At 65.7% G+C, this 12,160-nt stretch carries 9 protein-coding genes; 3 read left to right on the top strand and 6 right to left on the bottom strand.

Annotation, left to right across the window (positions count from 1 at the left end):
- Window positions 1-21: 21 nt before the first annotated feature.
- The 6 genes from AC3WJI_RS14255 to AC3WJI_RS14230 form a co-directional block, all read right to left on the bottom strand.
- Window positions 22-1,224, bottom strand: coding sequence for a rhamnogalacturonan acetylesterase (locus AC3WJI_RS14255; protein ID WP_492757940.1), 1,203 nt, complete (start codon window positions 1,222-1,224; stop codon window positions 22-24).
- A gap of 4 nt (window positions 1,225-1,228) precedes the next feature.
- Complete coding sequence (locus AC3WJI_RS14250; RefSeq protein WP_492757939.1) at window positions 1,229-3,097, bottom strand: rhamnogalacturonan lyase; 1,869 nt, start codon at window positions 3,095-3,097, stop codon at window positions 1,229-1,231.
- Window positions 3,098-3,246: 149 nt separating this feature from the next.
- Window positions 3,247-6,282, bottom strand: a complete 3,036-nt coding sequence (locus tag AC3WJI_RS14245; protein ID WP_492757938.1) for a TonB-dependent receptor — start codon at window positions 6,280-6,282, stop codon at window positions 3,247-3,249.
- Window positions 6,283-6,665: 383 nt separating this feature from the next.
- Window positions 6,666-7,448, bottom strand: a complete 783-nt coding sequence (locus AC3WJI_RS14240; protein WP_492757937.1) for a rhamnogalacturonan acetylesterase — start codon at window positions 7,446-7,448, stop codon at window positions 6,666-6,668.
- Complete coding sequence (gene lra1 / locus AC3WJI_RS14235; RefSeq protein WP_492757936.1) at window positions 7,448-8,212, bottom strand: L-rhamnose 1-dehydrogenase Lra1; 765 nt, start codon at window positions 8,210-8,212, stop codon at window positions 7,448-7,450. The genes AC3WJI_RS14240 and lra1 overlap by 1 nt, the downstream gene beginning before the upstream one ends.
- 15 nt (window positions 8,213-8,227) lie before the next feature.
- Window positions 8,228-9,058, bottom strand: a complete 831-nt coding sequence (locus AC3WJI_RS14230; protein WP_492757935.1) for an IclR family transcriptional regulator — start codon at window positions 9,056-9,058, stop codon at window positions 8,228-8,230.
- A gap of 204 nt (window positions 9,059-9,262) precedes the next feature.
- Here AC3WJI_RS14230 and rhmD point away from each other — a divergent pair, with 204 nt between their 5' ends.
- Genes rhmD through AC3WJI_RS14215 form a run of 3 tightly spaced genes read left to right on the top strand, consistent with a single transcriptional unit; the run spans window position 9,263 to window position 12,078 of the window.
- Window positions 9,263-10,459 (top strand): L-rhamnonate dehydratase, encoded by a 1,197-nt coding sequence (gene rhmD, locus AC3WJI_RS14225; RefSeq protein WP_492757934.1) that lies wholly within the window; start codon window positions 9,263-9,265, stop codon window positions 10,457-10,459.
- An 18-nt stretch (window positions 10,460-10,477) separates the two neighbouring features.
- A complete protein-coding gene (locus AC3WJI_RS14220; RefSeq protein ID WP_492757933.1) occupies window positions 10,478-11,332 on the top strand; it encodes a fumarylacetoacetate hydrolase family protein in 855 nt (284 codons plus the stop codon).
- Complete coding sequence (locus AC3WJI_RS14215; RefSeq protein WP_492757932.1) at window positions 11,329-12,078, top strand: SDR family NAD(P)-dependent oxidoreductase; 750 nt, start codon at window positions 11,329-11,331, stop codon at window positions 12,076-12,078. The genes AC3WJI_RS14220 and AC3WJI_RS14215 overlap by 4 nt, the downstream gene beginning before the upstream one ends.
- The last annotated feature ends 82 nt before the right edge of the window (window positions 12,079-12,160 follow it).

Genomic DNA, 12,160 nt, shown 5'->3' with positions numbered 1-12,160 from the left:
AGGATTGGGTGTGATGTCGCATCAATTCCCCGCCGGCCGCACGGCGCTCTCGGCGAGGCTCGCCGCGATCGCGCCTTCGCTCAGGTCCGGCTTCGCGGCATCGAAGCTGCGCGCCGCCGGTTTCAGGTGCGCCGCCAGATCGGGCATCTGTGCCGCGATCTCCGCCGCGACGGCGCGCGCGAGGAACCATGCGCCGGGATTGTTGTGGTGGGTCCGGTCCTTGCCGCCGTCGTTGAACAGCTTCGCCGCCGCGTCCTCGCCGAGCGCTTCGTACAGCGCCACCGTCCGCGTCTGCAGGTCGAGCAGCGGCACCTTCTCCTCGCGCGCGACCTTGCGCGCCGCCGCGCCATAGTCGGCGAGCGTCCGCTTCACCTTGCCATCGGCTTCGTAATTGCGCCGCTCGGGCGATGTCACCAGCACCGGATGCGCGCCGCGCCGCCGCGCCTCGGCGATATAGGTGCGCAGCCACGCCGGATAGGTCACTGCCGGATCGGCATAGGTCTGCGGCCAATTGGCCTTCTGGTCATTATGCCCGAACTGGATCAGCAGCCAGTCGCCCGGCTTCACCTGCGACAGCAATTTGTCGAGCCGCAGCTCGGCGACGAACGATTTGAGCGTCTCGCCCGATTCGGCATGGTTGGCGACCGCCACGCCGGGACCGAACAAGGCCGGCAGCATCTGCCCCCAGCTGGCCGCGGGCTCCGAACGCTGATCGGTGACGGTCGAATCCCCGGCGAGGAACACGGTCGGCACGGTCACCGGCTCGATGTCGATCGAGGCGACGCGCGGATCGCCGAGGAATTCGAGCGTTAGCTTGTCGTCCCAGGTGTAGCTGCCCGCCTCGCGGCTCTTGAGCCGGACTTCACTGCCGCCCGGCGCGTTGGCCGGCGGCGGCGCGAGTTGGGCATTGCGGACGTTCACGATGAAGCTGGCGGTGACGTATTGGCCGGGCTTGGTCGTGATGTCGCGCAGCATCAGCCGACGCGATTCGGCCTTCACGGTAACCCGCCCACCGATCCGCACGGTGACCTTGTAATTGCCTTCGGGCACCGCGGCGGAGAACAGGAATTCCTTGCCGCGCCGTTCCGGCTCATAGCCATAGCGGCCCGCCTCGTATGGCTTGTTCGGTGCCACCGCGACGCGTCCGGTGGCGCGCCGGGGCGGCTCGAGGTCGAAGCGCAGCGGAGCCTGGATCATCGCCATCTGCAGCGCGACTAGCAGCATCGCGTCACTTTGCTCCTAGGAAATAGGAGGTGTGTGGCGGCTGATTGTACGCGGTGTTCTGCCAGGCCACCCCGAGCCGGTATACGGGATCGTGCATCAGCGTCACGATCCGCTCCTCGGTCGGGATCGGCGTGGTGTAGATGCGCAGCTCGCTGCTGTCCGCGCTCGGCACCACCAGTTCCTCGCGCCAGTCGCCCAATATGTCGGCCGAGAGCGATGGGTTGGCCTTTGTGCCGTTGTTCGAGACCATACCGGGCGGGTCGAGCAGTGGCGTCTCGGTGGCGGTGGTCCAGTCCCATTTGGTGATGCGCTTGCCGTCGAGCAGTTCGCGCAGCCGGTCGCCGTCCCACCATATCCCGAAATTGGCGGCGCGCGGGTGGCCGCCGGGGATGACGTTGCCCTTCACGTCATAGAGCTCGCGCGAGTTGCTCGCCCAGGCCTCGGCGCCGGGGTGGCGCGGGTCGATATCGATCGCGATGCCGCGGCCCGTATCCTTGTCGGCGGGGGTCGACCACAGGACGGCGCCTGTCCTTGCGTCGAGCATCGCCGCGCCGCGATTGCCGCTCATCCGCATATTCTCGTGGACCCCGAACTTTTCGAGCCCGGGATGCGTCGGATCGAGGTCGGAGAGGTGCATCGCGTCGCCATGCCCTAGCCCGGACGACCACAGCCCCTTGCCATTGTCGTCGATGACCATCGACCCGTAGAACACTTCGTCGCGCCCGTCGCTATCGACATCGGCGACCGAGAGCTGGTGGTTGCCGTTGCCGCCGAACTTCTCGTTGCCGGGCGCCGCGCTGTCGAACAGCCAGCGCCGGGTCAGCTTGCCGCCCCGGTAATCCCAGGCGGCGACGGTCGAGCGCGCATAGTAACCGCGTCCGAACACCAGGCTCGGCCGGTGCCCGTCGAGATAGGCGACGCCCGCGAGATAGCGCTCGGAGCGGTTGCCATAGCCGTCGCCCCAGCTCGCGTTCATCCGGTCGTAGCTCGGATTGTCGCCGCTGGGGTCGCGCGACGGCGCGTAGGGTGCGGTGGCGAGCACGCGGCCGGTCATTCCGTCGAATACCGTCAGATATTCGGGGCCCTTGAGGATGCGGCCCTTCAATTCGGACACCTTCTTGCCGTCGGGGAGCACCTTGGCGCCGGTGCGGTCGTCGACGTCGACTTCGCCCTCGCGGCTGGTCCAGCTGCCGTGCGGGTCGCCGATCATCCGATTAGTGCCGTCGACGGTGCCGTCCGCGGTCTTCATCGCGATCTCGGCGCGGCCATCGCCGTCGAGATCATAGACCATGAACTGGGTGTAATGCGCGCCCGATCGGATGTTGGGCCCGAGATTGATCCGCCACAGCTTCTTGCCGTCGAGCGTATAGGCGTCGAGCATCGTCGCGCCGGTATAGCCCGAAAAGGCATTGTCCTTGGCGATCGACGGATACCATTTGACGATCAGCTCGTAGCGGCCGTCGCCGTCGAGATCGCCGACCGAGGCATCGTTGGCGGAATAGCTATAGCTCTCGCCGTCGGCAGTGCGCCCGTCGGCGGGCTTGTCGAGCGGGATCGACAGATAGCCATTGGCCCAAGCCGCCACGCCGGCGCCGCGCGCCGACAGCGCATAATGCGAGGTCGCGCTGCCGGTGCGATCGAGGAAGCTCGTCGCCTGGTTGCCGCGCACCTGCGCGATCGGCTTGCCGTCGCGGTAGAGCGTGAAGCGCGCGTCCCGCGCGTCGGTCGCGAGCAGCCGCCACGAGACATGGTTTCCGCCACCGGTTGCGGGCACCGCGACGAGCGCGCGATCGAGCCGTTCGACTTGCCGTCCCGCCACGATCGGCGCCGCGTGCGCAGGAATCGTTGATGCGATGATCAGAGCCGCCAGCATGAACCTCTCCGGACTTGTTTTCCGCAAGCTGCCTCCGCCAGCGTGCCAAGTCAATCATATCCCAATAAATGGCATGGATATTTATATTTCGGGATCATGGCGCAAAGAGGCGGGCCGCCACGAACGGCGGCCCGCAGGGAGGCAAGGTTTCAGAACTGGAAGTTCACGCCGAAATTGAACGTCCGCCCGATCCGGGTCTGGAACAGCGTGTCCTTGCGGACGCTGTCGATGTAGAGGTTGTTGCGCTCGTCGGTGAGGTTCTGCACCTCGAGGATCGCCTTGATGTTGTCGGTGATCCCATAGGATGCCGAGGCGTCGACGAACATGTTCGGCGAATTGCCCTGCAAGTCGCTGCCGGCGGAGGCGGGGATGCCGCGGATGTAGCGGTCGCGGTAGCTCGCCGTCGCGCGAATGCTGAACTTGCTGTCCTCGTAGAACAGCGTGCCGCTCGCCGTGTTCGGCGACAGGCCGATCAGGTCCGCGTTCGTGGTGACGGTGGGTACGCCCTGCGGCGTGGCGGCAAGGATGTAGGTGATCTTCGAGGTGACGTGCGTGTAATTGGCGAGCACGCCGAAATGCGACAGGAAGCCGGGCAAAAAGTCCAGCTGGATCTGCGCATTGGCTTCGACGCCTTCCAGCGGCCCGCCGGGCGTGTTCACCGGCTTGCTGATCGTGAAGATCTCCGTCGGCAAGGTGTTGGTGTTGGCGAGCAATGCGTCCGGAAGCCCGAGCTCGTTGAACGGAAGCTGGCTCGGCTTGCGCTGGACGAAGCTCTTGATGTCTTTCTTGAAATAGGCGACCGACAGCAGCGATCCGGGCTTGAAATACCATTCCACCGCCGCGTCGAACGTGTTGGCGCGGATGGGATCGAGGAACGGGTTGTTGATGTTGCCGGTGCGCGTCGTCGCGGTGATACCGCTGGTGGGCGCGAGCTGGCCGAGCTCCGGTCGCGACATCACCTTGGCGGCGGACAGGCGGATGATGAGGTTTTCGACCGGCTCGATCGCGACATTGCCCGAGGGCAGCCAATCGTCATAGCCCCGTAGCACCTGGCCATATTGCCCGCGCAAATTGGTCGGCGTCGATCCCACGGGCGCGCCCACCGAGACGTAGCCCGAAGCCAGCATGTCGGTGCGAACATAGCGGACGCCGATGTCGCCGCGCAGCTTCACCGGCAGCGCATCCTCGGTGTTGAAGGTGGTCATCACATAAGCGCTCTTGACCTCCTCGCGGATCCGCGAGGCGGCGGCGCCGCATTCGGTGCGGCAGAAGCGGACCGAGTCATAGTCGAACACCTGGTCCCATTTGTCCGGATCGATCGCCGCCCAGCTCGCCGGGGCGCCGGCGCCGAACAATTTGTCGAGCCCGCTGATCTGGCGGGTGATGCTGGCGAGGCTGGTGCCGGCGGGAAGCGCGCGAACGATCGTGTCGGCGGTGTAGGGGCTCGAACCCCAGGCAACATAGTCGCTCCGGCGATACTGCGCACCGATCTTGAGCTTCAGGCCGCGATCCACGTCCCAATCCGTGTTGACCTCGGCAGTCAGGTTGTCGGTCTGGTTCTTCGAGGGTTTGCCCTGGAAGCTGAACCCGCCGAGCACCGTGGTGCCGTTCCCGGTCGACGGCGCATAATTGAAGTTCGCTGGGTTGGAGACGTCGAACCCGAAGCCGAGGAGGGGCGTCGCCCCGCCGTTGCGGAAGTCGATCGAGAAATTGTCAGTGTCGATCGCGTCCATGAAGGTCTGGAAACGCTTCGGCCCCCACCACACCGACTGGTTGATCCCGAAGAACAGCGAGAGTTCGAAGCTGTCGGTCAACCGGTGGCGGAGGTTGAAGTCGCCCTGCTTGAAGTCCGCGATGTAATGGTCGACCAGTCCTTCCGAGCGCACGTCGACGCCGTCAAACAGGCCGTAGACCAGCGATCCCTTGTCGTCGAATTGGAGGTCGCGGACCGACACCGCCGGCTGGCCCAGATTGGTGATGCTGCGGCCGAAGGACAGCCCGGCGATATAATTGTCGCGCCGCTCGACTTCGTAGCGCGAGTAGAGGGCGTCGACGCTGATGTCGGTATCGTCGTCGGGCGAGAATTGCACCGTCACCGTGCCGCCGACGCGCTCGGTATCCTGCTCCGAATTCACGTAGCGCGGGATGCGCGGCAGAAAGGCGCCGCTGCCCGGCACGCCGGGCAGGTCGGTGCGGCGCAGGTTGAACACGGCGGCATAGGCGGCCTGAGTGCTGGTCCGCGGATTGCCGGCGCTGCAATTGGCCGCGCTCGCGCCGACGTTGAACCCGCCCTGGGTGTAGCCCACCGGCGGGCTCACATAAGTGACGCCGTTCGACACGAAGCCGCCCGCCGGCGTGCAGAAGGGAAGTACGGGCGACGGGCCGTTGCCGTCGGGGTCTAGGCCGTTGGTGTTCGCTGAGAGGACGTCCACCGCCGAATAGCCGACTTCGCGGATGTGGCGCTTCTGATAGGCGACAGAAGCGAGGATTCCCCAGCTGTCGCCGAGCTTCTTCGAGACGAGCAGGGAGGCGCGCGGATCGACCTTCTTGCTGATCTGGTTGTAGACGCCGCGCGCGGTCGCCGAGAGGACGAAATCCTTGCTGTAGTCGAGCGGCTTGGGCGCCTTGAGATCCACGGTCGCGCCGAGCGAGCCTTCTTCTACGTCAGCCGAGGTCGTCTTGCGCACCGACAGCGCCGAGAAGATCTCGGTCGGGAAGACGTTGAAGTCGAAGCTGCGGCCCGAATTGCCCGCCCCGTAAATGTCCGACGAGCCGGTCTGCGAGGTGCCTTCCATGCCGTTGATGCGCACGCGGGTGAAACCCGAGCCCAGGCCGCGCACCGCGATGTTGCGACCCTCGCCGCCGTCGCCGCGCGACAACGCCACGCCGGGCACGCGCTGCATCGATTCGGCGAGGTTGCTGTCCGGGAATTTGCCGATGTCCTCGGCGACGATCGAATCGACCGCGGCGGTCTCCTCGCGCTTGATGTTGAGCGCGGTGTTGAGCGAGGCGCGGAAGCCCTGGACGACGATCTCGCCTTCGTCGGTCGTGGTGGGCGTCTGGCCCGCCGGATCGGCGGCGGGCGCGTCCTGCGCCGCTGCGGCTGGTGCCCATGCCAGCGCCAAGGCAAGCGCGACGCCGGAAACGCCGCCACCGCGAATACGCGAATACGATGCAACCCTCATGCTAAATCCCCTCCTATGAACCTGGCCGACCGCCCTGCTTTTGCCGGGTCGATCTCATTTCTTGTTCTTATTTCCCAATATATATGACTTAACGCAAAGCCCCCGCCAATCCCCCTTTTCGGGTTTGTCCGGCCGATGTGGGGTTTTGGTCACACTTCAGACACATGTCGGCGTGCGGAGGATGCCAAGCGCTGTCCACCGGTGTCAAATCGGACGCGGGTGGGGTGTGATCGCTTCAATTCGGAAGATTGTAATCCTCCCCCGGAGGGGGAGGGGAACCGTGAAGCGGTGGAGGGGTATTCTCCGCGGCCGACATAGCTCGTGGAGAATACCCCTCCGTCAGCCTGCGGCTGCCACCTCCCCCTCCGGGGGAGGATCAGTCGTCAATGACAGGCGGCGCTGCCGAGCGGCTTGGCGCGGGTAAGGTCGGGGCGTTCGGCGAGCACCTTGTCGGCGATCGGCAGCTTGAGCCCCTTGAGTTCCTGCGCGACGAGATTGGCCATCGCACGGCCGCCGAGCTCACTGAAATGCGTGTCGTCGTCGATGCCCTTGGGATAGGCCGCAACCTTGTCGGCAGGCGTGTAGTGCAGATAATATTTCTTCGAGCCTGCCTCGCCGGCGCTGCTCACCAGATCGAGCGAGCGGGCTTCGAGATCGATCAGCGGCGTGCCGGTGGTGACGACGAGCTCGCGCTCTACGCGCGAATATTCGGCGAAGTCGGCCTTGGCGCGCGCACCGTCGAACGAGCGGCGGGCAGGGGGCGTGACCAGCACCGGCACCAGCCCGCGCCCGCGCGACTCCCAGATCATCCGCAGCAAATTGTCGCGATAGAGCGTCGTCGCGGGCGCGTAGCGCTCGGGCCGCGAGACGCTGGCATCGTTATGCCCGAACTGGATCAGCACCACGTCGCCCAGTTTCGCCTCGGCGAGCAAGGCGTCCCATTTGCCCTCGGAGAGGAAGGTGCGCGTGCTGCGTCCGCCAACCGCGCGGTTGAGAACTTCGACGTCCGGCGCGAGCCCGCATTTGAGCATCATGCCCCAGCCGGTCTGCGGATAGCGGTCCGCACCGTAATTGGCGGCGGTTGAATCGCTGGCGATCAGGATGCGCTCCTGCGCCGCCGCCGGCAGCGCGAGCAGCAATGCGGCGGCGGCGAGGAGCGGGCGCATCACTGCAGGTTCACGAAGGCGCCGCCGTCGACCAGCAGCGCCGCGCCGGTGACATAGGCCGCCATGTCCGAGGCGAGGAAGACGATCGGGCCGGCAAGGTCCTCGGCTTGGCCGAGCCGTCCCAGCGGGATGCGGCCTTCCATATATTTGCGCTTCGCCTCGTCGGCGAGATCGTCCTTGTTGATCTCGGTGAGGATCGTGCCGGGGAGCACCGAATTGCAGCGGATCCCATGCTTGCCGAGCGCGATCGCGGTCGACTGCATCAGCGAGTGAAGCCCCGCCTTGGTCGGGGTGTAATGCGTCTGATGCTCGCCGCCGACCAGCGCCGAGATCGACGACACTGCGATCAGCGCGCCGCCATGGCCTTGCGCGACCATCTGGTTGGCCGCCGCCTGACACATGAAATAGCCGCCGAGCAGATTGACCTGCATGGTGCGCTGGACGGTCTCGACCGGCATGTCGAGGAAGGAGTGGAACGGGCAGATCCCGGCGTTCGACACCATCACGTCGACCTTGCCGAACGCCTCGACCGCTTTCCGCACGAACTCGGTCGCTGTCTCGGGCGCGGCGACGTCGCCCTTCACCGCGAGCCCGCGCTGGCCCGCGGCCTCGATCTCGGCGACGCACGCCGCGGCATCGTCATCGCGGCTGTGATAGTTGATGACGATGTCGGCGCCAGCCTTTGCCGCGCCCACCGCCGCGGCGCGTCCGATCCCGGTCGATGCACCCGTGACGAGCACGGTCTTGCCTTCCAACAACTTCACTCGAACTCTCCTGGTCTATCTGCGTGAGCGCCGCGGCGGACGCACGTCGGGGCTCCAGCCCAGATCGGTGCTGATCTGCCGCGCCGTATCGCGGACTTCGGCGCTCAGCGTCTCCATCCGCTCGTCGTCCATATATTGCGCCGCGCTCGACACGCTGATCGCCGCGACGATCTTGCCGGACACGTCGCGCACCGGCGCGGCGACGCATCGGATCTGGTCCTCATTCTCCTCGAGGTCGTAGGCATGGCCGGCATCGGCATAGCCGCGCATCCGATCGAACCAGGTGTCGCGGTCGGCACGCGGCGCGCCATGCGACTGATCGGCTTCGAACAGCCGCGTCCACTCCGCCTCGCTGGCGTCGACGAGCAGCGCCTTGCCGAGCCCGGTCGAGGTAAGGTGCTGGCGATCGCCGATCCGGCTCGAGATCTCGACGCGGCGGCGTCCCGGGATCTTGTCGAGATAGAGCGCGAGGTCGCCGTCCATCCGGCCGAGATGCACCGTGTCTTCGGATGCCGCGGCAAGCTCTTCCATCCGCGGGCGGGCGATCTGGACGATGTCGGCCTGGCTCTGCGCCAGGAACCCCAATTGGATCAGCTTCGGACCCAATTGATAGCCGTCGCGCGGCAGATAGGTGAGGAAGCCGCGATCGATGAGCGCATTGGCGAGGCGGTGCGTGGTCGAGCGGGTGAGGCCCATCCGCGCAGAAAGTTCGGCGAGCTTGACCGGGCCGTCGATCACCTTGTCGAGCATGTCGAGCCCGCGGATCAGCGTCTGGCTGCCCTGCACCTTCGGACCGGCCTTCTTGGCCGCCGGTTCCGATTCAGCGTTTGACGTGTCGCGTCTCATCTCGTAACATCCTATCCCATAAAGTGAGAAAGTAAAGCATCAGGAGGGGTGCGCAGCGGCGGAGCATTTCGGCACCGCCACACCCGTTCAACCAGGCATTGCGGCGCGGCGTATCATATGATGGTACGTCATGCTTGCAACTTTTCACATTATCAGTCGGCGAGTCCAGATTTGGCATGGACCGCGCGAAGAGGGTTCAGAGACGTGGCTGCAGCCGGGCTTTCGAAGATCAAGCACGTTCGTGCATTCACCGTTCGGGGCGGTGGCGCCGATTATCACGATCAGGGCGAAGGCCACTGGATCGACAACCACATCGCCACGCCGATGGCGCGCTATCCCGAATATCGCCAATCGCGGCAGAGCTTTGGCATCAACGTGCTCGGCACGCTGATCGTTGAGATCGAGGCCGAGGACGGCACAATCGGCTTCGCGGTGACCACCGGCGGCGAGCCCGCCGCGTTCATCGTCGAGAAGCATCTCGCGCGCTTCCTGGAGGGGCGTGACCCCCGCGAAGTCGAGAAGATCTGGGACCAGATGTACTTCTCGACTCAATATTATGGCCGCAAGGGCTTGGTCGTGAACGCGATCTCGGGCGTCGACTTGGCGCTCTGGGACCTGCTCGGCAAATTGCGCGGCGAGCCGGTCTATCAGATGCTCGGCGGCGCGGTGCGCGACGAGCTGCGATTCTACGCCACCGGCGCGCGGCCCGACGTCGCCAAGGAACTTGGCTTCATCGGCGGCAAGCTGCCGCTGCACCACGGACCCGCAGAGGGTCTCGAAGGCCTGCACAAGAACATCGCCGAGCTGGCCGACATGCGGTCGAAGGTCGGCGACGACTTCTGGCTGATGCTCGATTGCTGGATGAGCCTCGACCTCGACTATGCCACGCGTCTCGCGCACCGCGCGTACGACGAGTGCGGTCTGAAGTGGATCGAGGAGGCGCTCAGCCCCGACGATTACTGGGCCTATGCTGCACTCAAGCAGAACGCCCCTAAGGGCCTGCTCGTCACCACCGGCGAGCATGAGGCGACCCGCTGGGGCTTCCGCATGCTGATGGACATGGAGTGCTGCGACATCATCCAGCCCGACGTGGGCTGGTGCGGCGGCGTCACCGAGCTGATCAAGATCGCCAATTACGCCGACAGCAAGGGCGTGCTGATGATCCCGCACGGCTCGAGCGTGTACAGCTACCACTTCGTCATCACCCGGCATAACTCGCCCTTCGCCGAGTTCCTGATGATGCACCCGGGGCCGACCGAGGTCGTCCCGATGTTCCACCCGCAATTGATCGGCGAGCCGGTGCCCCAGAACGGGCGCCTGCACGTGAGCGCGCTCGACAAGCCCGGCTTCGGGGTCGAGCTCAATCGCGACCTGCCGATGCACCGCCCCTATACGCATTGAGACTGAGAGACCCGAACCATGAAACTCTGCCGTTTTGGACCCGCCGGTAGCGAGAAGCCCGGCCTGATCGATGCCGACGGCGCGATCCGTGACCTGTCCGGCGTCGTCGCCGATATCGGTCCCGCCGAGCTCTCGGCCGAGAGCCTCGCCAAGCTCGCCGCGATCGACCCAGCCTCGCTGCCGCTGGTCGAGGGCTCGCCGCGCTACGGTTCTTGCGTCACCGGCACCCGCCAGTTCGTCGCGATCGGCCTCAACTATGTCGACCACGCCCATGAATCGAACCTGCCGATTCCCGAGGAGCCGGTGGTGTTCAACAAGTGGGTGAGCTGCATCCAGGGCCCGAATGATCCGGTCACGATCCCCAAGGATTCGAAGAAGACGGATTGGGAAGTCGAGCTCGGCATCGTCATCGGCACCGCCGCGAACAACGTGTCCGAGGCCGACGCGCTCAATCACGTCGCCGGCTATTGCGTCGTCAACGACGTATCCGAGCGCCACTGGCAGGCCGAGCGCGGCATGACCTGGGACAAGGGCAAGGGCTTCCCGACCTTCGGCCCGATCGGCCCGTGGATGGTCACCGCGGACGAGGTCGGCGATCCGCAGAACCTGTCGATGTGGCTGTCGGTCAACGGTAAGAAGGTTCAGGACGGCAACACCAAGACGATGATCTTCAACGTCCAGCAGATCGTCGCCTACCTGTCGCAGATCATGACTTTGCTGCCGGGTGACGTGATCACCACCGGCACGCCTCCCGGCGTCGGTCTCGGCCAGAAGCCCGAGCCCTGGTATCTCAAGGCCGGCGACGTCGTCGAACTCGGCATCGAGAAGCTCGGCCAGCAGCGCCAGGAATTCGTCGCGTGGACCGCGCAATGAGCGTATTCGCAGGACGTTTCGAGGGCCGCACCGCGATCATCACCGGCGGCGCCTCGGGCCTCGGCCGCGCCGTCGCCAAGCGCTTCGTTGCGGAGGGCGGCAAGGTCGCGCTCTGGGATGTCAACGCTGACGCAATCGCCGAGGCCGCCGCCGAAGTCGGCGCGGCGCACACCGAGCAACTCGACGTGTCGGACGCGGCGGCGGTCGCCGCGGCAGCGGATGCCACCGCCGCGGCGCTCGGGCGCGTCGATGTGCTGGTCTGCTCGGCGGGGATCACCGGCGCCACCGGCCCGGTTCACGAATATCCGCTCGACAGCTGGCAGCGCGTGATCGACATCAATCTGAACGGGCTGTTCTATTGCTGCCGCTCGGTCGTGCCGCACATGCTGGCGAACGGCTATGGCCGCATCGTCAACGTCTCGTCAGTGGCGGGCAAGGAAGGTAATCCCAATGCCTCGGCCTATTCTGCGTCGAAGGCAGGCGTGATCGGCCTGACCAAGTCGCTCGGCAAGGAACTGGCGGGCAAGGGGATCATCGCCAACGCGCTGACCCCTGCGACCTTCGAGAGCCCGATCCTCGAGCAGCTTCCGGCGAGCCAGGTCGATTACATGCGCTCGAAGATCCCGATGGGCCGGCTCGGCGAAGCCGAGGAGAGCGCCGCGATGATCCTGTTCATGGCGAGCGAGGAGTGCAGCTTCACCACCGCCTCGACCTTCGATACGTCGGGAGGCCGGACGACGTACTAAGAACAAAGCCCCTCCCCTTCAGGGGAGGGGTTGGGGGTTGGGGATGTCTCATAGAGCCTGCGCTTGCGGACAGGCCCCACCC

It is taken from the genome of Sphingomonas sp. FW306-1B-B10E (assembly GCF_058782005.1).
The sequence above is the reverse complement of the archived record's forward strand: the minus strand, read 5'-3'. Positions and strand labels throughout refer to the sequence as shown.

Excerpts from the sequence above, each read along its gene's own strand:
- AC3WJI_RS14255 (WP_492757940.1), bottom strand. The coding sequence starts at position 1,224 with ATGCTGCTAGTCGCGCTGCAGATGGCGATGATCCAGGCTCCGCTGCGC.
- AC3WJI_RS14250 (WP_492757939.1), bottom strand. The coding sequence starts at position 3,097 with ATGCTGGCGGCTCTGATCATCGCATCAACGATTCCTGCGCACGCGGCG.
- AC3WJI_RS14245 (WP_492757938.1), bottom strand. The coding sequence starts at position 6,282 with ATGAGGGTTGCATCGTATTCGCGTATTCGCGGTGGCGGCGTTTCCGGC.
- AC3WJI_RS14240 (WP_492757937.1), bottom strand. The coding sequence starts at position 7,448 with ATGCGCCCGCTCCTCGCCGCCGCCGCATTGCTGCTCGCGCTGCCGGCG.
- AC3WJI_RS14230 (WP_492757935.1), bottom strand. The coding sequence starts at position 9,058 with ATGAGACGCGACACGTCAAACGCTGAATCGGAACCGGCGGCCAAGAAG.
- AC3WJI_RS14220 (WP_492757933.1), top strand. The coding sequence starts at position 10,478 with ATGAAACTCTGCCGTTTTGGACCCGCCGGTAGCGAGAAGCCCGGCCTG.
- AC3WJI_RS14215 (WP_492757932.1), top strand. The coding sequence starts at position 11,329 with ATGAGCGTATTCGCAGGACGTTTCGAGGGCCGCACCGCGATCATCACC.